The organism is Photobacterium sanguinicancri (assembly GCF_024346675.1).
Taxonomy (GTDB): domain Bacteria; phylum Pseudomonadota; class Gammaproteobacteria; order Enterobacterales; family Vibrionaceae; genus Photobacterium; species Photobacterium sanguinicancri.
The window spans coordinates 2116521-2141474 of the sequence record NZ_AP024850.1 but is presented as its reverse complement, the minus strand read 5'-3'; the positions used below and the strand labels follow the sequence as shown (position 1 = coordinate 2141474).

21 protein-coding genes and 1 riboswitch are annotated in these 24954 nt (G+C 44.2%); of the genes, 4 read left to right on the top strand and 17 right to left on the bottom strand.

Features of this window, described 5'->3' with window-relative positions; all coding sequences use genetic code 11:
• Positions 1 to 96: 96 nt before the first annotated feature.
• The 12 genes from OCU87_RS10210 to OCU87_RS10155 form a co-directional block, all read right to left on the bottom strand.
• Complete coding sequence (locus tag OCU87_RS10210) at positions 97 to 1269, bottom strand: ABC transporter substrate-binding protein (protein ID WP_261858369.1); 1173 nt, start codon at positions 1267 to 1269, stop codon at positions 97 to 99.
• Between the two features lie 41 nt (positions 1270 to 1310).
• A complete protein-coding gene (gene lpdA / locus OCU87_RS10205; protein WP_261857046.1) occupies positions 1311 to 3521 on the bottom strand; it encodes a dihydrolipoyl dehydrogenase in 2211 nt (736 codons plus the stop codon).
• 10 nt (positions 3522 to 3531) lie between these two features.
• The gene (locus OCU87_RS10200; protein ID WP_062690512.1) at positions 3532 to 4155 is read right to left on the bottom strand and encodes a carboxymuconolactone decarboxylase family protein; all 624 of its coding nucleotides are present in this window, start codon (positions 4153 to 4155) and stop codon (positions 3532 to 3534) included.
• Positions 4156 to 4298: 143 nt separating this feature from the next.
• On the bottom strand, positions 4299 to 4691 hold the full coding sequence (locus OCU87_RS10195; RefSeq protein WP_239928832.1) for a hypothetical protein: 393 nt from the start codon (positions 4689 to 4691) through the stop codon (positions 4299 to 4301).
• A gap of 325 nt (positions 4692 to 5016) precedes the next feature.
• Positions 5017 to 5607, bottom strand: a complete 591-nt coding sequence (locus tag OCU87_RS10190) for a TfoX/Sxy family DNA transformation protein (protein WP_062690513.1) — start codon at positions 5605 to 5607, stop codon at positions 5017 to 5019.
• A gap of 125 nt (positions 5608 to 5732) precedes the next feature.
• Positions 5733 to 5838, bottom strand: a riboswitch (cyclic di-GMP riboswitch).
• Positions 5839 to 6114: 276 nt separating this feature from the next.
• A complete protein-coding gene (purR, locus tag OCU87_RS10185; RefSeq protein ID WP_062690514.1) occupies positions 6115 to 7119 on the bottom strand; it encodes an HTH-type transcriptional repressor PurR in 1005 nt (334 codons plus the stop codon).
• A gap of 330 nt (positions 7120 to 7449) precedes the next feature.
• Positions 7450 to 8265, bottom strand: coding sequence for a heme ABC transporter ATP-binding protein (locus OCU87_RS10180; RefSeq protein WP_241148904.1), 816 nt, complete (start codon positions 8263 to 8265; stop codon positions 7450 to 7452).
• Positions 8262 to 9299 (bottom strand): FecCD family ABC transporter permease, encoded by a 1038-nt coding sequence (locus OCU87_RS10175; RefSeq protein ID WP_083540923.1) that lies wholly within the window; start codon positions 9297 to 9299, stop codon positions 8262 to 8264. Before OCU87_RS10175 ends, OCU87_RS10180 begins: the two co-directional genes overlap by 4 nt.
• A gap of 27 nt (positions 9300 to 9326) precedes the next feature.
• Positions 9327 to 10172: a heme/hemin ABC transporter substrate-binding protein gene (locus OCU87_RS10170; RefSeq protein WP_094958695.1), complete on the bottom strand. Its 846-nt coding sequence runs from the start codon at positions 10170 to 10172 to the stop codon at positions 9327 to 9329.
• A complete protein-coding gene (locus OCU87_RS10165) occupies positions 10169 to 10591 on the bottom strand; it encodes an ExbD/TolR family protein (RefSeq protein WP_062690517.1) in 423 nt (140 codons plus the stop codon). The genes OCU87_RS10170 and OCU87_RS10165 overlap by 4 nt, the downstream gene beginning before the upstream one ends.
• Complete coding sequence (locus OCU87_RS10160) at positions 10588 to 11301, bottom strand: MotA/TolQ/ExbB proton channel family protein (RefSeq protein ID WP_094958696.1); 714 nt, start codon at positions 11299 to 11301, stop codon at positions 10588 to 10590. Before OCU87_RS10160 ends, OCU87_RS10165 begins: the two co-directional genes overlap by 4 nt.
• 3 nt (positions 11302 to 11304) lie before the next feature.
• Positions 11305 to 12051, bottom strand: coding sequence for an energy transducer TonB (locus tag OCU87_RS10155; RefSeq protein WP_261857045.1), 747 nt, complete (start codon positions 12049 to 12051; stop codon positions 11305 to 11307).
• 457 nt (positions 12052 to 12508) lie between these two features.
• Here OCU87_RS10155 and hutW point away from each other — a divergent pair, with 457 nt between their 5' ends.
• The 3 genes from hutW to hutZ all read left to right on the top strand — a co-directional run bounded on the left by hutW (position 12509) and on the right by hutZ (position 15292).
• On the top strand, positions 12509 to 13888 hold the full coding sequence (gene hutW, locus OCU87_RS10150) for a heme anaerobic degradation radical SAM methyltransferase ChuW/HutW (protein WP_062690519.1): 1380 nt from the start codon (positions 12509 to 12511) through the stop codon (positions 13886 to 13888).
• 144 nt (positions 13889 to 14032) lie between these two features.
• Positions 14033 to 14551, top strand: coding sequence for a heme utilization cystosolic carrier protein HutX (hutX, locus tag OCU87_RS10145; RefSeq protein ID WP_261858368.1), 519 nt, complete (start codon positions 14033 to 14035; stop codon positions 14549 to 14551).
• Between the two features lie 183 nt (positions 14552 to 14734).
• A complete protein-coding gene (gene hutZ / locus OCU87_RS10140; protein ID WP_261857044.1) occupies positions 14735 to 15292 on the top strand; it encodes a heme utilization protein HutZ in 558 nt (185 codons plus the stop codon).
• Positions 15293 to 15429: 137 nt separating this feature from the next.
• On the opposite strand, the gene OCU87_RS10135 is transcribed toward hutZ, so the two are convergent.
• Positions 15430 to 18663 (bottom strand): efflux RND transporter permease subunit, encoded by a 3234-nt coding sequence (locus OCU87_RS10135; RefSeq protein ID WP_261857043.1) that lies wholly within the window; start codon positions 18661 to 18663, stop codon positions 15430 to 15432.
• On the bottom strand, positions 18663 to 19826 hold the full coding sequence (locus tag OCU87_RS10130) for an efflux RND transporter periplasmic adaptor subunit (protein ID WP_261857042.1): 1164 nt from the start codon (positions 19824 to 19826) through the stop codon (positions 18663 to 18665). Before OCU87_RS10130 ends, OCU87_RS10135 begins: the two co-directional genes overlap by 1 nt.
• A 173-nt stretch (positions 19827 to 19999) precedes the next feature.
• Between OCU87_RS10130 and OCU87_RS10125 the strand changes: the two genes are divergently transcribed.
• Positions 20000 to 20398 (top strand): hypothetical protein, encoded by a 399-nt coding sequence (locus tag OCU87_RS10125; protein WP_062690522.1) that lies wholly within the window; start codon positions 20000 to 20002, stop codon positions 20396 to 20398.
• A gap of 145 nt (positions 20399 to 20543) precedes the next feature.
• Here the strand turns inward: OCU87_RS10125 and OCU87_RS10120 are convergent, their stop codons facing one another.
• The 3 genes from OCU87_RS10120 to torA form a co-directional block, all read right to left on the bottom strand.
• On the bottom strand, positions 20544 to 21089 hold the full coding sequence (locus OCU87_RS10120; protein WP_261857041.1) for a hypothetical protein: 546 nt from the start codon (positions 21087 to 21089) through the stop codon (positions 20544 to 20546).
• 441 nt (positions 21090 to 21530) lie between these two features.
• Complete coding sequence (gene torD, locus OCU87_RS10115) at positions 21531 to 22181, bottom strand: molecular chaperone TorD (RefSeq protein WP_261857040.1); 651 nt, start codon at positions 22179 to 22181, stop codon at positions 21531 to 21533.
• 197 nt (positions 22182 to 22378) lie between these two features.
• A complete protein-coding gene (gene torA, locus OCU87_RS10110; RefSeq protein WP_062690525.1) occupies positions 22379 to 24907 on the bottom strand; it encodes a trimethylamine-N-oxide reductase TorA in 2529 nt (842 codons plus the stop codon).
• Positions 24908 to 24954: the final 47 nt, after the last annotated feature.

Here is a 24954-nt window from a genome sequence, read left to right as displayed (position 1 = left end):
ATTTCTTGTCTATTTGCGCTTATGGTCATAGATACGAACCATAAGCGCGGTGGTAAAGTCGGAGTCTTTGCTGAGCAAAGCCTTAACGCGTAGGCGCTAGTGGCCGTAACGTTTTTGCCATTCTTGCTCTAATGCGATTTGCCAGCTTGGATGTGGTTCAGATATTGGTTTGAACAGTGCAAACCCACGTTCACCTGCTGGTAAGGCCTCTTCTTTAAGCACTGATGGGTCACCCCAAATACGGGTGTCCGCTTTACGCATTTGTGCTTCAGGGCTTAGCAAGAAGTTGATTGCAACTTTTGCACCAGCTTTCGCTGTAGCATTCCATGGAATAGCAAGGAAATGGATATTGGAGAGAGCCCCCTGATCAAACGCATAAGCTTGTGCGGTTTCAGGTAGTTTTCCATTTTCTATAGCTGCATTGGCGGCATTAGGGTTAAAGGTAATCGCCATCAACAATTGACGATCATCCAATAGCTGAATGGTTTGCGGACTCCCTGATGGGAATTGTTTGCCTTGTTTCCATGCAACAGGGTGAAGCTGATCCAAGTACGCCCACAGTGGCGATGTGATTTGCTGGAACAATTCAGTTTGTTGAGTCGCATCAATCGCCGTGGCTAAACGTTCAGGCTGATTAGTTAATGCAATCAAAGCCGCTTTCAGGAAGCTCGAGCCATGGAATTCTGGAGGTTGAGGATAACTAATCTGACCGGGGTAGGCTTTAGCTAGGCTCAATAACTCAGAGAAGTTCTTAGGCGGGTTATTTAATTGCTTGGTGTCATGAATATAGACTAACTGTCCCACTCCCCAAGGGGCTTCTAACCCTTCAGTCGGTTCGGTGAAATCAACATCAACAGGCAAGCGTTTATCGACCAACGCCCAATTAGGTAATGAAGATACAAATGGCCCATATAAAAGATTACTGTGTTTCATCGAGCGGAAGTTTTCGCCGTTGATCCACACCAGATCAACGCTGCCATCGTTATTTTTCCCTGCGGTTTTTTCTGCAAGTAAACGCTGCGTGGTTTCTGCAATGTCAGCAACTTTCACCTGCTTTAGCGTGACGTTGTAACGCGACTGTAGTTCGCGAGAAGCCCAACGTAGATATTCGTTGATTTCTTGGCTACCGCCCCACGCATTAAAGTAAACCGTTTCACCTTTGGCTTGTTGAAGTACTTGCTGCCAATCTTGTTCGGTTGCCATTGAAGGTGCTTCCGCATAGGCTGTACTTGCACTTGCCGCTATGGTTAAGGCGGTCAGTAGTGTCATTGCGCCTGAGTACAGGCGCTTGAAAGAAGGTGAGCGTTGCATTACATATCCTTATTTTCTTTTAGCGGCTCGGCTGCTTGATTTGCGACAGGCTGCTTTTTACCTTGGCGCATCCATTCGTGGTATTTCTCGACCCAGTTTAACAGCATTTTAGGGGCATTAGCCTGCTTCCATTGTCCCGCTGCGTATTTTGTGGCTTCGCTCATGGTTGGATAAGGGTGAACTGTACCTAAGATCTTGTTTAACCCCAAGTTGTGACGCATTGCTAGGGTGAATTCAGCTAACATTTCACCAGCATTACTCCCAACAATTGTTGCGCCTAAGATAGTGTCTTTGCCCTTGGGTGTGATGACTTTGACAAAGCCATAATCTTCACCGTCTGTGATCGCTCTATCTAAATCATCAATACCGTAAGTAATGACTTGGTATTGAATGCCTTGCGCTTTGGCTTCTTTTTCATTGATCCCCACACGAGCAACCTCTGGTGATGTGTAGGTGGCTGCGGGCAGTACCGAATAATCGGCTTTGAATTTTTTAAATTGCCCAAACAGGCCATTTACCGCCGCAAACCATGCTTGATGCGCAGCAGCGTGAGTCAGTTGAAAAGGCCCTGCAACGTCGCCAACAGCAAAGATATTGCGGTATTTTGTTTGCAGGTAGTCGTTCACTTCTACTGTGCCGCGCTCGCTTGTGGTAATGCCGAGTTCTTCTAAGCCAAAACCTTGTACGTTAGCAACACGCCCAAGCGCGAGCATGACATAGTCAAAGTCAGTGGTGACAGTCTGCCCTTGGTGCTCAAGGTAAGCACGTTGGATGCGAGAGCCATCATCCTGCTCGATAGATTCAAAGCGTAAGGCTTTGTGGTTTAGTTTGACCTCGACGCCGTCACTTTGTAATTTGCTATGCACTAACTCTGCGGCATCAGCATCTTCGCGGATAAGCAGTTGGTCAACCATTTCGACCAAGGTAACTTGGCTGCCTAATCGTTGGAAGCTTTGTGCGAGTTCACAGCCAATCGGCCCGCCACCCAGAACAAGGAGTTTCTTGGGTTGTTCTTTTAGCTGCCAAATAGTGTCTGAGGTAAGGTAGTTAACATCTTGTAGACCCGGAATATTAGGAACCAGTGGGCGAGCACCCGTCGCAATCACGATGTTTCGGGTGGTAATGCGCTCACCGTTTACTTCTACTTCCCATGGCGACAAGATACGCGCTTCACCAGATACGCAGTTCACACCTAACGACGAATAACGTTCAACAGAGTCATGTGGCTCAATTTTGTCGATGACAGTATGAACGCGCGTCATGACTTGTTTAAAATCGACTTTCACATCGCCCGTAGTAATGCCGAATTCTTTTGCTCGGGTAATTTCAGACATTGCATGTGCCGCACGAATAACAGCCTTTGAGGGTACACAGCCTGTATTTAAGCAATCGCCACCCATTTTATGACGTTCAATTAACGTTACTTTTGCTTTTACTGCTGCAGCAATATAGGCACTGACTAAGCCACCCGCACCCGCTCCAATCACGACCATGTTTTGGTCGAATTTTTCAGGCGGTGTCCAGTCAGCATATACGCGGCGCTGCTCGATAATGCCCATAACAAATTTCGCGACCAGTGGAAAAACCCCTAATAGCGCGAGAGAAATAAGCACAGGGGCTGAAATAATGCCACTGAGTGAATCTATTTCGCCAAGTTGGGTACCCGCGTTGATATAAACAGCCGTACCTGCCAGCATCCCTATTTGGCTGACTAAGTAAAAGCGTTTGGTTGATAGCGGTGTTAACCCCATTAGTAGGTTCACCAGAAAGAACGGGAACACTGGGATTAATCGCAGTGTGAATAGATAAAAAGGACCGTCTTTTTTAATGCCTGCATTGATAGGCGCAAGACGATGCCCGAATTTAGCTTGTACCCAGTCGCGAAGAATATAACGGCTAAATAGGAAAGCGAGTGTCGCACCAATGGTGCTCGCAAACGAGATTAAAATCAGGCTCCACCAAAAACCAAATAATGCCGCACCCAGTAGAGTCATGATTGCCGCGCCCGGTAAAGAGAGTGCCGTTACAACAATATAAATCGAAAAGTACACGATACTCGCGAAGAAGGGACGTGCTGCTATCGTATCTTGCAATGCGACTTGCTGCGCCTTCGCTTGCTCTAATGTGAAGTACTGGCCTAAATCAAACAGGAACCAACTTCCAATAAGCGTGGCAATTATGGTAATGAGCAGTAGTTTCTTTTTATCCATGAGATAACTCCTACGATTTACTTGATGGTGGAGGTTGTGTAGCCGATGACGCGTCCTGTTTATCGGCCGAGTTGTTATCGTTCAGTGCAGATGTGATAGGGATGGAGCAAAAGCCTTGCGCAGGCACATCTAGCGCGGTATTAAACTTAGCTGATAGATTTTGAAAAGCGATCAGTGCAGTAAGTTCAACGAGGCTATCTTCATCAAACCACTGTTGCAGATCAGCTAGCATCGTTTCTGTTACTTTTTGCCCTGTAATAGTCATGGCTTCAACATAATGCAGCACCGCTATTTCTTCATCGGTGAATAAGGTGATGTTTTGTTGCCACTGGGAGAGGGCTTTGATCTTTTCAACAGAATCACAACGCTCTGCTAGGCGCATTCCATTGGCATCGACGCAAAACTCACAATCATTAAGCTGTGAAACACGGACACAAACAAGAGAGCGCGTAACAGGTGAAAGTGGAGAGTGGCGGCGATCAAGGTAGCCAAAAAATCCTGCGACTAACCAAAAGAGTGGTGGACGGCGTCCCCACAGCAAAGAAGGGTTCAGTTCTGCGCCGAAATTACGCTTCTGTAGCCAAAGTAATGGGCGGACAAAGATGGAGTATTTGTTTTTTTTCGCGAGGCGCACTGCGTCGTTTCCTTATGAACACATGATATAGCACCAATGCTATACCAAGGTAATAAAGGAGACCCAACGAAGGACGCAAATATTTCAATTAATTAGAGAAAAACTGAAAATAGCCGCTGAGTGTCTGTAATTTGAGCAGCTTTTTAGTTAATGGCTACTTCTACAGCTTGGCTACGTTCTTGTTGCACAACACGGTTATCCGGAATATCAGACAAAGCGATATAAGCTGATGCGATGAAAGGCAGGCATGCAAGGACCAGTGTTTTGCCAATGTGATAGTTTCGATACCAGTATTTACGAGCGCGAACTTTGAGTAATACGCCCCATACAATCAGCATGATATTAAAGCCGCATGTCAGGGTAACTGTATCAATGAGTGCATTAAGTGGAGCCAGTTGCTGAGAGACTAGTAGCATGACTAAAGCTGGAGGGAGTAGGCTAAGAAGAACAAAGGCACGGAATAACTTTGGCCATTTGTTAAATTTGTCTTTGAATATGTGGTCTGTTTGCCCAGGAAAAGGCTTTGAACAGAGCATACTTGCCTCACTTTTTGCAATCTATAAAGAGACTGCACGTTGGTTATGGCGAAGGTTATGAAGCGTCATTAAAGTGGCGCTACCTTCATGCAACAGTTGCCATAAGTAGTTAAAAACAATTTTTTGACGTTGGTTGTTCTGCTGCTAGCCAGTATTTTACTTATTTAAGGTAAGATTAAAAGTTAACTGATGCTTTTGTGAACAGTATTTGTGAGAAGAGTCAATCTTTGACGTAATCCTGACATTCAGGAGGCTGGAGCTATAAAAAACGAGGCCAAAGCCCCGTTTTTTATATTGTAAAAAGTGTTGTTTTTGACCGAATGGCTTAAGGTAATAAACCTAACAACTCTCCGCGTCTTGTTTCACTGATCACCGACCAATGTCTGCCGCTGATCGCGCCTTCTAAAGCCCAAAGCAACTCGATGTTGAGATTATTATCATGTGTATCGAGTAGTGCTTTATAAGCATCAATAGCGCCAACTTCTACAAGCTTGTCGACAGTATCAATACCTACTTTTTTCAGCATACGTTCATTCGCTAACCGTAAATTGGGTAAATCTTTGATACGTGAAGGCCCAACTTTACTTTTTGTTTCTTTGTCGTTATTTGCACCGTCTAAAGAACCGCGTGCGTGTTCAATGATCATCTCTGGAGTATTCCACCAGGTATCAGGTATTGCAAAATGCTTAGTCACAACGGGAAAACCGCGTTTTTCATAAACATAAGGGGTTAAGTCAGCTTTTTTAAACTGCTCAATATTTTTAGCATTGGCACGAAGGTGTAACTTATTTTTTACGACAAGTGCAAACATCGTTTCACCTGAAAAAATGCCAAAACCGCCAAACATGGACCGTGATTTAACACTGTCAAAGCAGTCGAATAATTTTAGGGTGTCTTTAAGTATTGGTTTATCCATGCGACTTCTCGGTGAAATAAATCTGGGAGTCACCTAACATATAAGCGAGGAGTTTAGATTAGCAAAGCACACTTAATATATGTCAAAAGCATGTCAAATCCTGAAGCAGGTTTTGCGTTAAATCCATCGGTAACCCCGCTACCTTAAAAGTGTTAAATGTTACCCAAATAACACTCTGTTAGGCCGGAAGCTTTGCGTCCCATTCTTTCAAATGGTTTGCCTTGTTCGTGACTGAATAAGCATATCGTAAATAGCAGAAAATCGTTTAACTTACGGGGGTCAAAGTGTGATGTTGCTTCAATTATTACTATTAAGAGAGAGAGAATATTCAGGTGTGAAATGAAATGAGCAGTAAATTGAAGAGAACTATTTCAATTTTATAAGTAAACTTATTGTTATAGATTAAGTGTTTGTGTGAAAAAATCGAATTTTAAGCGATGTGAATTTATAAAAAAACCGACGTTTAATATTGTCGGTTTTTTGTTTTTTTATGCGCAATAAGAATAATTAATTGAGCTTATGAACTGACTTACGGACAACGAGTGCCGGTGACATTTCAAAAACACGGGTCTCATGTTTTTTATCTTTTACGCGTTCCATCAAGATTTCAATCGCTGTTTTACCTAAGCGGCGTTTAGGCTGGTGGATTGTTGTCAAAGGTGGCGAGAAGAAAGGTGCTAGCTCGATATTATCGTAACCAATGATTGAGATATCTTCAGGCACTCGAATTCCATGTTGAACGAAAGTACTGATCATCGCCATTGCCATAATGTCGTTAAAACAGAAGATAGCAGTAGGGCGCTCTTTCATTGCAATAAACTGTTCAGCTGCTTGTACGGCAGTCTCACACTCGAAGTCACCTTCAATGATCCAATCTTCATTAATATCTAGATCAGCTTCACCCATCGCTTTTTGGAAGCCTTTCAAGCGTTCACGACAGGTTGATTTTTCATTGTGGCCAGATAGACAGCCAATCTTAGTGTGGCCATTTTCGATAAAGTGCTTGATCGCGACATAACCACCGACTGCTGCGTTATCTTGGATTTTATCTGTGTGTGGGCTTTCTGGGCCCCAGTCCATCACAACCATAGGTAGATCACTTTGGCGTTCTAATAGATCTAATAAACGCTGGTCGAGATCTGAACACATAACCATCAAGCCATCTACACGCTTTTCAGCCAGCATGCGCAAGTAATCACGTTGCTTAGAGAGGTTACCTTCGGTGTTACATAGAATTAAGGTATAGCCTTCTTTGTAACAGTATTCTTCTACGCCATGTACAACTTCAGCAAAGAACGGGTTAGTCGATTTCGTTACTAACATACCGATAGTGCGAGTAGTATTACATTTCAGGCTGCGAGCAACAGCACTTGGCGCATAGTTCAGTTCATCGACGGCAGCCAACACTTTCTTCTGTGTTGCTTCTGCTACGAAGCGTGTTTTGTTTATCACGTGAGAGACTGTTGTCGTTGAAACACCAGCCATACGTGCAACATCTTTAATCGTTGCCATAGTTATTCTTCTAATAATTGCAATAAAGAGGGTCTAGCTAAGCCATCCAACACGCCTACTCTTTTTACGTTGAGTGCATGTGTCGCTTTAGACCTTCCATAAAAGTGAAAAGCCGCTTCTCTAGGATGAGCGGCTTTTATAGATTAGGGTAGCGTTACATTGTTAATCGCTTGCGTTCACATTTTACTGAGTGTAGCGCACAGTGCAACGTTTCTGTTTATCAAGATGGTAATACTTGATAGACATCAACAATAATAATGTAACTATGGTGATTTTTGATGCGTTAGTATGCATTCGCATGGGTAATGTAATAAATACGCAAGTAAAGTGCTACAAAATCACGGGGTGTTTGTGCACCGGATGCTCTGTCATAGTGACTGGCCAACCGTAGACTCGTTCAATGTTACTCGGTTCGAGTGCGTGCCACGCATCGCCATCTGCTTGTATTTTGCCATTATTCACAATAATCAAGCGATTGGCATATTGTGCCGCTAGGTTTAGATCATGCAATACAACGATAACGGCAGCGCCAGCTTTAGCCATGTTCTGCGCTAATTGTAACGTCTTATGCTGATGAGCCAAATCAAGAGCCGATGTGGGTTCATCAAGCATTAGAATCGCATTTTCATTTGCTTCACTCAGTTGTGTCAGAATTCGCGCAAAATGAACTCTTTGCTTTTCTCCGCCAGATAAAGAGGGATATAACCTGTCGGCGAGTGTTGTGACATCGGTCTTTTCCATCATTTCAGCTGCTGTCGCCGTTGCATCCGCGCGGGGAAGATCGAGTGGTAAAGCACCGAGTTCGACTACTTCTTGTGCGGTAAATGCAAAGCTTAAACTACTGTGTTGAGGTAAAACGGCTAAATATCGGGCTAACGCTTTAGCTGGCCACTTAGCTTGGTTCTTATTATGAATGCGGATATCACCTCCTGCATCCAACTCGCCACACAGTACTTTGAGTAGTGTACTTTTGCCTGCGCCGTTAGGTCCAAGTAATGCGGTCACCTCACCATGCCTAATCTCGAGATTAAAATCATCAAGTAAGATTTTACCACCAAGGCTGAGGTTTAACCCTTTAGCTGCGATCGCAACGCTATCATGGTGGGTCGACTGCCATTGATCAGATATATGAGCATCAACCATCATGATAAGCGACCTTTTTGTTTAATAAGTAACAGAATAAAGAAGGGGGCACCTAAGATGGCGGTAATGATCCCTACGGGCAATTCAGCGGGAGCCGCAATAACACGGGCGATCATATCTGCAATCAGCAAAATTAATGCGCCAAGCAAGGCTGATAATGGCAGTAAGCTTTTATGGTTAGGCCCGGTAAGCATACGGCCTAAATGTGGAATAATAAGACCAATAAAGCCAATCACGCCTGTTAGCGATACGCACACTCCCACACCAGCAGCACACAACAAAATTAGGCTGCGTTTTAATGCTTGGACATTCACACCCATGTGTTTTGCTTCAGCTTCGCCAAGTAGAAAGGCATTTAGAGCGTTGGCCTTGCGATCAAACACCCACATAAGAATACCGAATGTTGAGAAGGCGAGTGCGATACCTGGCCATGTAGCACCCGCGAGTGATCCCATTGTCCACAGTGATAAATCACGTAGAGCTTGGTCATCGGCAAAGTAATTCATTAAGCCTAAAGCTGCGCCAGAAAGTGCTCCGATAGCCACCCCAGCGAGTAGCATGATAGTAACGGATGTTCCGTTTTTATCTGTCCCCAGTGTATATACCAACCAAGTACTTACTGCGCCACCAAGAAACGCCATGATAGGCACAGTACCTAATGTTAATAGGATCGGGAAAGATGATGCTAAAGAACCAAAAAGAACAATAGCCAGTGCAGCACCTAAACTCGCACCACCTGAAACCCCAATGATGCCAGGATCGGCCAACGGATTTCGAAATAGCCCCTGCATAACAGCACCACATAAAGCGAGAATGGCACCAATCGCAATACATAATAGTGTTCTTGGCAGCCTTATTTGTTGGATCACTATCTGGATGTGTGCGGGTAATTCACTTTGCCAAGGCGTAAAGGCTTTTAAGCTTTGACTGAGAGTTATAGCCATAGGGCCAACAATCACGGATGTAGCCACCGCAAGGAAGAGCAAGCTCAACCCAACGGGGAAAACGATTTTTAATGGAAGTCTTTGGATTTGCATAACGGACACGTAATCAATACTCGACGATTAAGGGTAGAAAACGCGGTTTAAGCGTTCTGCTTCACTGAGGCTTTTAAGTCCAAGGCCACCAATAAGTGCCGTGCCATCAATAACAACAACGGCTTTATTAATGCCTGCTGGGGTGGCAGCAAGGAGTGGAAGTTCTTTGAATAGACCGTCAGCTTGGCCGATTGAGTTGTAAGTACGGCTACTTAGCATGATGATATCGGGTTGCATTTCAAGCATAGATTCCGCGGAAATCGGCTTATAAGACTCCACTTTTTGCGCTGCTGGGTTAATACCACCCGCAAGATTAATAACGGTATCTGCTGTTGTATTGCGTCCACCTACAGTTGCAGGGCGACCTTCATGAATCGATAGGAATAAGACTTTTACAGGCTTTTTACTTACGGTAGAAGCACGTTTGTTATTGTTTTGAATATTAGCAACTTGCTGCTTTACCTTTTCTTTTAGCTCGTTTGCTTTGTTTTGCTTACCTGTGATTTCGCCAATGCTATCTATACGATTTAGAAGATCATTCACTGTTTCGCCTGAATTGAGAATATTCACCTCAACACCAGCCTGTTTCACTAGGTCGAGGGTAGTTTTTGGCCCCATTTCTTCCGAACCTAATAAGCGAGTAGGGGTTAACGCGATCAGGCTCTCTGCAGATAATGCGCGATGGTAACCCAGCGTCGGGATATTTTTATTCACTAAGCTTCTGCTGGTGGCATCGACTGCGACAATGTTTTGCTCTGCACCGATAGCATTTAAAAGTTCAGTAATGGCTGAACCTGCACTGATGATACGCTCATTAGCCAAGCTTGATGTGGCGGTTAAAAGCAGAGTTGTAGCTAAGACTAAGCGTTTCATGATGCTTCCTCTTCCATTAGTAATTGTGTTGCTTTGATTTCATGTTGTTGAAGTAGTGCCAAAAGCTTGAGCATGTGTTCGACTGATGCGCCTTTATCTGCACCAATAACAACGGGCTTTTTAGGGTTAGCTTTTACTTCTTTTAATAAGTTGATGCTAAAGCTTTGCCAGTTATTCGCTTCTTTACCTTGTAGAGCCCAGTAGGGATCTTTTGCCAATAAGTTGATCGTAATGGGATCAGCATGGGTTTCTTGTAACACTTCGGTACTTGTTTGCGGCAATTCCACATCAAGGGATTGAAGTTTCACACTGGCTGTCAGTAATAAAAACACCATTACAATGAAGATGATATCGAGTAAAGGCGTAAGATCAGGTTTGAGTTCGTCACTGTCCCATGAGGTGTTTGATGCGCGGATCATGGTTGCACCTTAGATCCATTCATTACTGCTGCGGTTTGGGTTGCTGCAGAGCTTTCAGTTACTGCTGAATCATCTGAGGTATGGAAGTTAATGCCTTCAATCCACAGGTTACAATGATTGAGTGAGTGCTCTAATTTAGAGGTAATGCTGTCAGCCCAAACGCCTAGAAGTTGTGATCCAGTAATAGCGGGTAGGGCAATAATCAAGCCTGCGGCTGTGGTGCGCATGGCAAGGCCGAGCCCGTCGGCAAGATCGTTTGGAGTGACTGACCCCGTTGATGCTGCAATGCCCTTAAACATATCAATCAGACCAAGCACTGTGCCCAATAAGCCAAGTAATGGGCTGATAACCCCAATCAGTGCCAGTAAGCGCAGCCCAGATCGCAGTTGTTTACGTTTTTGCTGTAACCAAATACTGGCTGCATCTTCTCGCAATGTTTTGTCGAAATGACGATGGGCAATTAACATTGCTACGCCTTTATAGAGCAGAGGCCTTTTTTGCTTTAGATCGGTTACGAGTTGATCAAGCTGTGGTTGGTTATTATGATCTTGTTTAGCCAAGATCGTATTGATTTTAGAATGGCCAACTCCCGTACAGAGTAAGACTTGAATGAAACGCTCCAGCAAAATCATTAAAGTGATTGCTGAACATAAGAAGAGAGGCCAAGCCATTAGGCCAAATTGTTCTTGAAAGCTTGTGATGGTGTTCATGCCTTAATCCAACTTGAAACGAACAGGAATGTGTACACGATGCGCAATAGCTTGCCCATCGACGATATAAGATGAAAATTGCCAGCGTTTAATGGCAGCTAACGCTGCATCGTCGAGTACATTCGTGCCCGATGACTTCACTAGTATTTGTTTAATTTGTTTGCCTGAGCTGTCAATCCAGACTTCAAATAATACTTTGCCTTCTAGCGCTCGCCGTTGAGCGATTTTTGGGTAACTAACTGGACTTGGCGTTGAACTGAAGTTTGGCTTATTAACCAGTTGTGGAGGGCTATTTACCCCTGCGGCCTCTTGTGCTTTTACTTCAGGTTTTGGCTGTGAATCCGCTTTACTAACCATTTCCTCTTTAGGCTTGGTTGTTTTTTCTGCAGGATTCACCGCGTCCTTTTTTACGACAGGCTGCTTTTTCTTGGGTGTTGCCTTTTTAACAATATCTTTTGTCACCGGTTGTTTAACGGCTTTCTCTTCTGTCACTTTGGGCTTTTTCACCAAACGTTTTTGCTCGGTTTTCACTTCTTTTTTCGGTTTGGCTTTTACCGCTTTGGTTGGAGCTTCAGCAATTGTTTGCGGTTTCGGTGCTTGTTGGGGAACAGACACTAAATTTAATGAAACGCGGGTAGATTCAGTACCCACAGGCATTGCCATAACCATAGTGTTGGGAATCGCTGAGAAGACTAGGCTATGAAAAAGAACAGATGCCGTACCTGCAAGTAAATATCGTTTTGTATTCACGGTTTCATCTACCACGCTGAAATAAATATTGCCTTGTGAACGCCACCAACTAACAGAACTATCAAAAGTGGTTTTCAATAAGATTTGAAGCCATTATCCACGAAAGACGAATAATATCAATTATCATTTGCAATATTATTTGAGTCTGAATATCATGCTTTCTGAAACAAGGCAGATCGCGAAGTAGTAACTTGCTTATATAAATAAAAACAATGATATAGATGTAATTTAGTGCTGTTAGATACCGTGGTGAATCAGATATATCAATTGAGCGGCTGCAATCAGAAAGTATTGTTAAACGTGCTCATAAAGCATCAATTAAGGTTTGATTTTCAATCTCAACGAAAGTTAAGTTTTAGTCTTTGATGATGGGCTAGCCATCGCTAGCATTGTGTAGTTCAGTGATTGCTCTCGCTGATCGTTGCAAAAGAGGCTGGTATTTTTCCAGCAAATAGCCATGAAACAAATAAATGAAACAGTCTCCCAAGTTGTCTCTGAGTTACTAACGCCCGAAGTGACGGGTATCTCAACACCTGATCCATTGCGCTATGCTTTTCAACAAAAGAAATCGGCGCATGCAGGGGGGCAATCTACGGTTGTAGATAAGAGTCAGCATCAAAATGTCGCTCAGTTGGTTATGAACCAAGTACCTGAGCAGTTGGGTAAACGTTGTTTATACGTACATATCCCTTTTTGTCGTGTGCGCTGTACGTATTGTAACTTTTTTCAGTATGCGTCTAGTCAGCAACTAATAGATGACTATTTCGCAGCACTGATGGTTGAGCTAAAAGTGAAAGCAGCAATGCCGTGGACGCAAGCGGCACCATTCCATGCTGTTTATATTGGTGGTGGTACGCCAACAGATTTAACCGCCGCACAGATTAAAACCTTGGGTGAGATGATCCGTCGTCATTTTCCATTAACGACAGATTGCGAGCTCACCTTAGAAGGGCGTATCAATCGGTTTAGTGATGAACTGTTTGATTCAGCATTAGAAGGCGGATTCAACCGATTTTCGTTTGGTGTGCAGAGCTTTAATACCCAAGTTCGTCGTAAAGCAAAGCGCTTAGATGATCGTGAAGATGTGTTAGAACGTATCCAAGCATTAAGTGCATCAGACGCGGCACCTATCGTTATTGACCTGTTATATGGCTTGCCATATCAAGATGTAGACGTATGGCAACAAGATTTGGCTGACTTTTTAGAAAGTGGAGCGCATGGGGTCGACCTTTATCAGCTGATTGAGATGGGGGGAACCCCAATGAAAGGCATGATAGAGCAGGGCAAACTCCCTCATCCTGCAGATACTGCTACTAAAGCGACCATGTTTGAGCAAGGCAGCGCGTTTATGGATAAGCACCATTTACGCCGCCTCAGTGTTAACCACTGGGCGCGAGATAACCGTGAGCGCAGCGTCTATAACAGTTTGGCAAAAACCTCTGCTGAAGTATTGCCTTTAGGGGCGGGGGCTGGTGGTAATGTTGGTGGCTATGGATTTATGCAGCACCGAACATTAGATGCTTATATAGAAGCGATTAATGCGGGTCATACACCCGTAGCCATGATGACAAAGACCCCAGCCAGTGCCGTGCTAAATTCGGTCATTAAGGCGAGCTTTGACCGTGGTGTGCTTTCCCGAACGCAGTTACAAAGCGCAGCGCAATACGATGTATTTGAAGCCTGTTTACCCTTGTTCAAAGCATGGCAAAAAAATGGATTGGTTATCCTTGAAGATGACTATCTATCATTAACGCTTGCAGGGCAGTTTTGGTCAGTAACCTTAGCGCAAGGGATGCTCCAGGTTGTTCAACAAACGGCTAACCAGCAAGCCGCATAATTTATGGAGGCTTGTTTGAACACTTCCGTTCAGCAATAGAACTGAATGCAACACGACAAGCTGTAATAACAAGAACTAATGACAAGAACTAAGTGCGGTTTGCCCTTGGTCTATGAATCCAACAAAGATAATAGAGAGAACACTGTGTACGCATCTTCTACATTTGAAAACGTGAAATCTCAAGTCAGTGAAATTCTAAACGCTGATCCAAAATTACATGCAGGTGCGATTGCTCAGCAATTGAACCTTACTGAAGGTGAAGTGGTTTTTGCTTTTCCTGAAGAATTGGTTGTACGCCTTGCCGGTGAGCACGCGAAAGCGATTTTAGAAGACTTACCATCATGGGGACCAGTGACAAGTATTGTGCATTCCATGGGTTCTATTTTTGAGGTGAAAGCACCTTTCCCAAAAGGTAAAGAAGCCCGTGGATACTATAACTTAATGGGTAAAGAAGGCGAAATGCATGGTCACCTTCGCTTAGATCTTGTTACCAATATTGCATTGGTCAGTAAAGAATTTATGGGGCAAGAAAGTTACTTCATTGGCTTCTTTGCTGAGCAAGGCGAATGTGTATTTAAAGTGTATTTAGGCCGTGATAAGCAGCGTAAATTGTTCCCAGAACAAATTGAGAAATTTAACGGATTAAAACAACAATACATTTAACGAAAACGTGAAAATAAGTTCTCACACTGTGATGGGAACTTATTGATAGCGTATTGAATCAAAAATAGCAGCATCTAGCATGATCGCGTAATACCAATGCCATTATTGAGCTCACGTAATGGGGTTACGATTAAAGTTAGGCGCGATATTGATAAGCTAAAATAATAATTATTAGGAGAAAGGATGAATCAGGTAAAACAAGAACGTTTACAAAATCGTTTAGGGCCAGAAATTAAAGAGTTTCGTGAAGCGTGCCAAACGCTACAACTTGCTACTGTGGATGCGAATGGCAAGCCAAATGTAAGCTATGCGCCATTTGCATTATTGGAAGATGGTTATTACGTTCTTATCAGCCAAATTGCGCGTCATGCACGTAATTTACTTGAAAACCCACAAGTATCTTTAATGATGATTGAAGATGAAGGCATGTCGAAAACCTTGTATGCACGTAAGCGTTTAACGTTTGAAGCTGATGTATCCGTGGTTGAGCGTCAGAGTGATACTTGGCTAGAAGCGGTTGCTGGTTTAAAAGCGCGATTTGGCGATATTGTTGACGGTCTTAGCGGCTTAGAAGATTTCACTATGTTCCGCCTTGCGCCGACTCAAGGTTTATTTGTAAAAGGTTTTGGTCAAGCTTTCCAAGTATCAAGCGATGATTTAGTTGATTTTGTCCACCTGACTGAAGGTCATCGCCGAGTTAAAGATGGCAGTGAAGTTGAAACACCGACTGAAGAGTTATAAGAATCATCCGTTTTGTTCTATAAGACTTAGTTGTTTCTCCTAAAAGAGAAGTCTGGCACCGAGAAGCCTGAACCGACAAAGATAGAAAAGAGAAAGCCAGCATATAAATGCTGGCTTTTTTAATGGGTGAAACTGGCTTATGTTAGCTCAGTATCTAGTTGCTTTCGTGGTGAACTCCCAGACACATCTGCTGGACTAACCATGCTGTTGGTGGCATGACTTTGGTGTCCGGGGTCACTGCTATTGTGAGTTAAAGGGCTGTCTGTACGATGTAAATGCGAAGAGGATGGTTTATTCTTCTCTCGACCCAGCATCAATAGGCAAGGTGTCAGGATAAGCGTCAGTACAGTGGCAAAGGCTAAGCCGCCCGCAATGGCTGTTGCTAACTGAGACCACCACTGAGTACTAGGTGCGCCAAATTCAACTTTACGATTGATAAGGTCGATATTCATTTCAAGCACCATCGGCATCAAACCTAGGATTGTCGTTATCGTTGTCAGCAATACAGGCCTTAAACGTTGCGCGCCAGTGTGCATGATAGCGTTAACTTTATCGTATCCTTTTTTGCGCAGTTGGTTGTAAGTATCGATCAGTACAATATTGTTATTCACCACTATGCCAGCAAGCGCAATCACCCCAATGCCTGACATGATAATGCCAAATGGCCGTTGGAAGATCAGTAAGCCAAGGAACACGCCAGCCGTTGAGAACAACACCGCACTCAAAATCAGCAAGGCTTGATAGAAGCTATTGAATTGCGTGACCAAGATTAACCCCATCACGGCGAGCGCCACTAAGAAGGCAGATTGTAAGAACTTTGATGAGTTATCTTGCTCTTCATTTTGTCCTCGCAGTGCAACTTGCACACTTTTCCCTAGCGGTAGGCCTGCCAGTGCAGCTTCGACTTTGGGCAGCTCAAGGCTTAAGTTGTAGCCTGTTGCCATGTCAGCTTTAACTTCCAGTACGCGCTTACCACCAATGTGATGAATACTGTTTTGCTTCGGTGATGGGTTCACTTGTGCAAAATTAGTCATGGGGATCAAGCCGTATTGTGTTTTGACTCTAAGTTCATCAAAGCGGCCAATGTCACGCTCTGCTTTTGGATAGCGGACCAAAATATCGACTTCATCATCAGTATCATCAGGTAGGTATTCGCCGATCTTAAGACCGTTAGTCACGAATTGGACAGTGTTACCGACCAATGTGGCATCTGCCCCAAAGCGTGCAGCATCGTCACGGTTGATTTTGATTTCCCAATCAATCCCCGGTTTATTACCTGTATCAGAAATATTGGTGAATGCAGGTTGTGTTTCTAACCAATGACGCACAGCGGTAACGGCTGGAGTCATTTCGTCGTTATTACGAGCAGTGATCTCGATGATCAAATCATGCTCGTTAGGTGGACCCGCTTCAGGAAATTTAAACTCTAATTCAACCCCAGCAAGATCCTTGGTTTTGTCTCTTAGGTTAGCGATGATCTCGGTGATCGGCGGGCGGTATTGCCAATCCAGAGGGTTAAATTGAATACGCCCAATTTCATCATCTCCCCCTGTTTTGGTGTAAATACTGCTGATGCCTTCGGTATTTATAACGCGGGCTTCAATACTTTTCATTAGTGCATCTTTCTCATAGATCGAAAGATCGCCATGTGATCGTGCTTTCAAGCTGAAGTGGGGTGGGTCAACCTCTGGGAAGAATACCGCGCCTAAACCGGCCACACTGTAGCTATAGCCAATTATGCCCGCTAGAACAAATGCAGATAGGAGTATTTTAAGAGGGTGCTTAATGGCAATAGCAAGGCTGTTTAAATACAGCTTGGTGAGGCCAACGGCTTGCGAAAAATCGCCATTTTCTACTGCGATTTTACGTTGCTGGACCGCCTTACTCGTGTATTGAGGGCGACCAATGACACTGCCAAGTACTGGTACAAAAATTAACGCCATGACGAGTGATGCCGTTAATGTCGCAATTAACGTCAGTGGCAGATAACGCATGAACTCGCCAGTGGTATCTGGCCAAAAGAGTAGCGGACCGAAGGCTGCTAATGTCGTAGCGGTTGATGCCGTGATCGGCCACGCCATACGCCTTGCCGCTTCTCGATAAGCTTGTTTGCGTGGGATATTTTCCTGCATCCGCCGTTCGGCGTACTCAGTTACAACAATTGCACCATCAACCAGCATTCCCACAGCCATGATCAGCGAGAAAAGTACAATAATGTTGATGGTTAGCCCGCTGATAGCAAGAACTAATAGCCCTGTGAGAAATGAACCTGGAATAGAAATACCAACAAGTAGGGCAGTGCGCGAACCGAGTATCGCGATAATAACCACGACAACTAAGATGATTGCAGACAATATATTATTTTGAAGATCGTTCAGCATCATCTGAACATCTTTAGAACCATCGAGTGTGTATTCAACCAATAAATTATCAGGCCACTCAGGTAACTTCTGTACCTCTGCGACAACGGCTTTAACAATCTCAACCGTTTCTATGATGTTTTCGCCTGCGCGTTTTTTAACATCTAAAACAATGGCGGGTTGACCGTTAAGACGAGCAAAGCTGCTGGCGTCACGAAAGGCGCGGCGAACAGTGGCAACATCACCAAAGGTGACGACTTTACTGCCATCGACTTTGATGGGCAGTTCTAAAATATCTTTGAGTGAATCAAAGACCGACGGTACCTTTACCGAAAATCTACCATAGCCGCTATCAATAAAGCCTGCGGCTACCACGCGGTTATTTCTGGAAACTAAGTTAAAGACATCGTTTTGATCCAGTCCGTAGCTTTCCATGAGTAATGGCTCAACGAGGATCTCGACCACGTCTTCACGATCACCTGCGATCTCAACTTCCAATACTTGACGATAACTTTCTAGTTTGTCTTGGAGCTGGCGTGCTATTTGAATTGTGGTGCGCTCAGGTACTGTGCCGTAAAGCACCATAGAGAGTACCGGCTCTTCACCTGCTAGTGTTATTTCATTGACTGTAGGTTCATCACTGTCATCGGGCAGTTTTACTTTGGCAATGTCGACGGCTTCACGCACATCCGTGAGTGCACCTTCTAAATCAGAACCCGCATTAAATTCTAATACAACGGAGGCATGACCTTCGGAGGCCGTCGCTGTCATCTCTTTCACACCTTCGATGGATTGCAGTTCTTTCTCTAACGGGCGAACCAGTAAGCGTTCTGCATCTTCTGGGCTGATTCCTTGGTGTGAAACAGAAACATAGATAATGGGAATCGTAATGTCTGGGTTTGATTCTTTTGGAATGGCGCGATACATCGCAGCCCCTGCAATCAAAATCAGTACAAGTAGAGTGATGACAGTACGAGAACGACTGAGGGCTGCTTCAATAATTCCAAACATTACTCACCGCCCGTCTGTTTAGTGTGACTTTTGTTGAGAGGATCGTCGCTAACTGAGGTTTCATTAATAGGGTCGGTGTCGACTGGAATAACGGTATCACCGTTACGGACGAAACCTTGCCCAACGGTAATAACATCTACCTGTTCACCTAAACCACCAAGCCAGACACCATCAGGCTCGACTTTTACGATAGCAATCGGGGCGAAAGCAACTTTGTTGTCTGCTACTAATGTTTTAATACCTAGATTGCCAATTTCATCTAATGCCAACATGGACGGGGTGACTTTAATTGCTGATTGTTTATCGAGAATTAAATCCACTTCGGCGCTGATCCCAGCTGCCAGTGATGAATTAGGGTTGGCCACCTCAATTTCAATCGGAAAAGTATTGGTAGTTTCTGAGGCGATACTGGCTTTATAGCGCAGTTTACCTGCCAGAGATAATCCAGTTGATAAGGTGATGTTGGCTTTTTGGCCATGGTGAATACTTTGAATATGACGTTCACTGACATCAGCGGTAATGACGAGAGGATCAAGGTCGACAACGTTAGCAATAGGATCGCCAATACCGAGATAATCACCTTGCTCGACATGTAAAATGTTAACGATGCCATCAAAAGGAGCCGTCACTGTGGTATTGCTTAGTGCGAGTTCTAGATTTTTAACGGTAGCTTTGGCTTCTACTAAGCCGGCCTGTGCTCTGGTCAGTGCGACCTCTCCTTGTAGGCCACGTTCACGTAATGATTTAGCAGCGTTGAATTCTTTACTTTTGACTGACAGTAAAGCAAGTGCGCGCTGCAGCTGTAATTCTCGATCAGCTTTATTGAGTTGGACTAGGGCTTGCCCTTTTTTGACAAACTGTCCTTTGCGGATAAGTAGTTGTTCGACATTGCCTGATACTTCTGCACCTAAGGTTGCTTTTCTGTCTGGTGCTGTGCGGCCGTATAGCGCGACTGTACGAGTGATTGGCTGAGCGGTAACAGTACTAACGACGACTTTAGCAAGGGGAACGCTTTGCTGACTTGTCTCTTGCGCTGATGTGTTTGCAGGCGGCGCTTCTGGTGAGCTAACGATGCCACTGATTAACCACACACCCATTATGATTAAAATCATAACAGAGATTATCCACGGATTACGTGCAAGGTATTGTTTTGCTGAAGCCATTCGTCACTATCCTTGTGAGCTAGAAAGGGTATCTACGTAGCCATCGTAACAGTTCAGGCTAAATGTGTCTGTGCTTGAATTAAATCCATGAGATATAGCGTATAAATTCTTGAAATCCACAAAAATAGTGTGATAATTATGGGATTCATTGCTGATTAATTTGGACTACTAGCATGACAAAAGATACGAATAGACAAGGCGTTTGGTTTGCTTATATTGCAACGTTTTTAACACCATTCACGCTTATGATTTCGGGTATTATCGCGATTATTTATTCTGCATATCAGATGAATAAAGGCACAGATGATGTTACCTATAGCCATTACTACACCATCATCAAAACATTCTTCTTATTCTTTACATTCTTTGTGGTGTTGGGTGTAACTGCTGCAACGACAAGTGGCATGGTCGCAGGTGCAGAATATTGGGTACATAGCGATATTTTAGACATGATCCGCCATGCTATTCCTTACATTGGTGCTGCTATTTCTTTAGCCGCTATTTGTTTCTGGTTTATTAAAATCAGTAAAGGCATGCAGCGTTTAAAAGCAAATCAAGCGGTAGAAATTTAAATATTTTTAAGACTTGTGTGATTGTTATGGCACATGAGGGTTATTAATCATTTAATAGATAAAAAGCCCACACAGTGAGATTCACTGTGTGGGCTTTTTTTTGTGGATTCAGCAAATGGTACAGATTGGTATTTAAACGCCGTTCTTATTGCATTTTCTTTAGCAACTGATCTAAATCGCCAAACAAGTCTTTTGTTTTCGGGTCTTGTTTAGCCATTGCGGTATAGGTCGCCTTACGTAGCTCTTCTTCCTGATCCATAAGCGCAGTGTCGCTCATGATGGCTTCTCGTTGCTTTGCCAATACTGATTTAGCGTGGCCGAATTCTTCTAATAATTCGGCTTGTTGTTCTTGCGTTGTCTCTGATGAGCGCAATTCATCTTGAATTTCTTTTGCTTTAGCCATGAATGCGTCAGGGTCATAGCCGACTTGATCGGCCTTAGCTTCGAATGCTTTTTCAAAATCGAGTTGTTGCTGGCGTAAATCAGGGTTAGCTTGCAAGGTTTCTTGTTTAATAGCGGCCAGTTCTTGCTGGATAACACCGACTTCATTCGCGATACGTTGCTGTTCGGTATAAGAATTTGCAGCGACAGGGCTGGCGGTGGCGGTGAAGCTAAGTGTTGATGCTGTGATAAGTAATACGGCACCGATTGATTTAACAAAATGCGAAGTAAAGATACGAGAATCAGTCATTGTGTCACCTGTATTGTTGTTGAAATCATTGCCATAGCCATAATAAGCATGCTCTTTATTGCAGAAATATCAATAAGTAGCGTGACCTAATATGTCGTGTCCTAGGCTTGTTCTTAGAGTGAATAATTAGCGTGTGAATAAAATGACGGATTCTGGTTTGGCATTTGTCAGTGTTCTGTTAGTTAGGCTGACTGTTAACTGAATAAGCAATATTAAGAAGGTTTTTAGCTGGGGATGGTTGTTGATCTGCGGTTGTTGAGTATTAGTTGGTACTGCTTGTCGTGGGTAGGGCGAAAAAAGCTGGCAATCCAATTGCCAGCAAAGGAGATAGTGTCGCGACGTAACTTGATTATAAAAATCAGCGATTACTACGATCAATGATTTCTACGATCAGTGATTGGTGAAATCACTTTGTTAGCCGCGAGGACTTATTATTCGGGTTTATTCTTCGCCTTGCAGAAATGCCAAGTCAAGTTGGCAAAACGCAAGTAACAAGTTAACAGCAGCAGCATAGAAGCCAAACTTGTCACGTGTATTACATTCTTTAACGAATAGCGGTAGCCATGTCATTAGGTGTTCATTAATAAAGCTTAGTTGAGCTTGCATCGCTTCTTCATGTTTTTCTGCGTCATCTTGCTGGTTCGCAAGGATGATTAAGTTTCCAAGGAAGTCGAGCTCAATCGCCACATGGTCAGCAGGCTCATTGAATTCTTTACGCTGTGCTATCTCGTATTGGCTGAATAGAGCATTCATTTCTTGAGCTGGCTTGTCGTTCAAAAGGCCAGATTCACCAATGTACATAGACGCATACGGTAGCGCGCCAGATTTTGGGGTACTTAGGAACAAGCCACAGAAATCGGCAGCAAGCTCTAGCTGTACGTCTTCGCGGCTTTGTACGCGTGTAATTGCTTCACGGAAGGCTTCAACAGGTGCTTTTAACTCATCTGTCATGCCTAGGCCAGACAAGAAGGTGTACATCTCGCCACCGTAGTATTGCTCTAGATCTTCGTTCGTTAGTTCGCGTGCCAGTAGTGAAGACATCCACCAGTAAATTTCAGCACGTTGTTCGTTGAAGGCAATCAGTTCTTGCATGGTTACTCCAAGACGGTTTTAAACAAGCTCGTAGGGTAGGGCTTATTTAGGAAAACATATTCACATACAGTGTTTATTACTCAGACAATGATAACGTCTTGTATGTGAATAGGTTTTAACTAGAAAAATAAAGGTAGCTCATTCAAGCTACCTTCATCAAGTCTGTGTGGCTCATAAAGAGCCACACGTCACCTGTATTATGCTTTCATAGCAGGGAATAGAGGATCGATATCTGTTACTTCTGACGGGCCGTGGAAGCCAGTTACCGCAGGAACAACACCGGTGTACTTCTCGATATTTACAATCGCTGAGTGCGCTGAAGTTGCCTGTGCAAGTTTAGAAGAACCAATATCTTGCGTCAGTACGTTTGGATCACCGTAAGTACAGATAGTACCTGGCTTGCCACCTTCTAGTGGGCTGTACCATGCACCTTCTTCGATACGACAAACACCTTGTGAGTAATCGTCTGTAACAACGGCACCAGCAAGCACTTGGCCACGGTCGTTGAATACGCGTACTACGTCACCAGATTTGATACCACGTGCCGCTGCATCTTTAGTGTTGATGTAGATTGGCTCGCGATCCGCTACTGCGTAAGTCGCGCGTAGTTCTGTTGAAGAACATAGCTGCGAGTGCAGACGGTGGTTCGGGTGACAGCTCTGTAAGTGCAGTGGGAATGCGTCAGAACGAGGGCCACCGTGGCTACGTTCTTTCTTCTCAAACCACATTGGGTGACCTTGACAGTCGTCGTAGCCCATATCTGCGATAGTCTTACAGTAGATCTCAATCAGACCTGAAGCAGTACCTAGAGGCTCTAGATCTGGTTCTTTACGGAATGATTCGTGACGTACCCATTCGTTACCCGCAGGGAAGTCGATGAAACCTTCACCTTCCCAGAACTTCTTGAAGTTAGGCATACGAACACCTAGGCCACGGCCTTGTAGACGCGCACCGTTGTAGATCTCTTCAATCCATTCCATTTGTGTCTTACCACCTGTGAATGCTTCTTCACGGTCGTAACGGCGACAAAGCTCACGGAAGATTTCGAAGTCATCTTTCGCTTCAAACATTGGCTCAACCACTTTAGGAAGTGCGATGATACCTGCGTTTGAGTGGTTACCGTATTGCTCGATGTCATTACGCTCGTGCGTAGTGGTTGCAGGCAGTACGATATCCGCAAAACGACATGTTGCCGTCCATTGGTGCTCGATAGAAACAACAGTTTCCAGTTTACGCCACGCTTTGATCATTTTGTTACGATCTTGGTGGTGATGGAATGGGTTGTTACCACAGAAGATAGCCATCTTCATTTCAGGGAACTTAATGTCGTGACCGTTCCACTGGATGGTTTTACCGGGGTTATCGATACAATCGACAAAACGTGCAACAGGGATGTACGTTGAGTAACCGTTGTAAGAACCGTTGTGGATTGGGTCAACGCCTGTTACGCCGCTGAAACCAGACATTAGTGGGCCGTTAGACGTAATAGAACCAGCGTCATTGTAGTGCCAGCCGAAACCGAAACCACCACCAGGTAGACCGATTTGACCAAGCATTGCTGCAACAACAACTAGCATCCACGCGTATTGCTCACCGTGTTGCATACGTTGTAGACACCAACCACCGATGATTTGAGTACGACCAGATGCCATTTGGCGAGCTAGTGCACGAATATCGTCAGCTTTGATGCCACAGATTTTCTCTGCCCACTCCGGCGTTTTCTCAACACCATCAGTCTCACCCATAAGGTAAGGAGTGAACTTCTTGAAGCCTGTTGTGTAGTCTGCGATGAACTCTTTGTTGTATAGGTTTTCAGTATACAGAGTGTGCGCAACAGCAAGCATCAATGGAAGGTCAGTTTGTGGGTTAACAGGAACCTGATCACCACCAACATACTTCATTGTTTCTGAACGTACTGGATCAACGTGAATAACTTTAATTTCTTTGTTTTTCACTTTATCAGCAAGTTGCTGATAGTACGCGTAAGGGCTGTGATCTGGAACCAACCAACCTACTTGTAGGTTTTTGATTGGGTCTGAACCCCAGATAACGATAGTATCTGAGTGCTCAAGCACTAGCGGCCAAGACGTTTGCTGTTCGTATACTTCCATTGCACCAGCAACGTAAGGAAGAATAACTTGTGCAGCGCCCGTTGAGTAGTCACCCATTTTACCTAGGTAAGTACCGTGTAGACCAACAGCGCGGCTCATCATAGTACCTGCAGAGTGCAGTTTACCTACTGACTGCCAACCTGTGTGACCTGCGTACAGTGCGCTTGGGCCGAAGTTGTTCTGAACGCGTTCCATTTCATGGTAGAAGAAGTCAAGTGCTTGAGACCATGGCACACGAACAAAACGGTTGTCACCACGTTGAGTAGTGTCAGACTTGTAACCGTGTTTTAGCCAATCGATACGTACCATTGGGTATTTAACACGTGCAGGGTTATAAACCACTTCACGTACGCCGTCGATCATGTGAGTAGGGTGGTTATCCTTTTCAAAAGGAGTAGTACTTACCCAAACACCGTCAACAACTTTAGCGCGGAATGCACCCCAGTGAGAACCAGACAGTACGTCGCCTGTGAATTTAGCTTGTGATTCAGTTGCAGCCATTGCATTGCGTGGTGCAAGTAGGCTGGTACCCACTACTGATGCTGCACTTGCTGCAACCATTCCCGAAAGGAAACGACGGCGTGAGATGCCTTTGTTTAGAATTTGAGTCGCCATAATTGGAGAATCCTTTAATTATTTTAAATTCTGTGGATGTGGCGGAA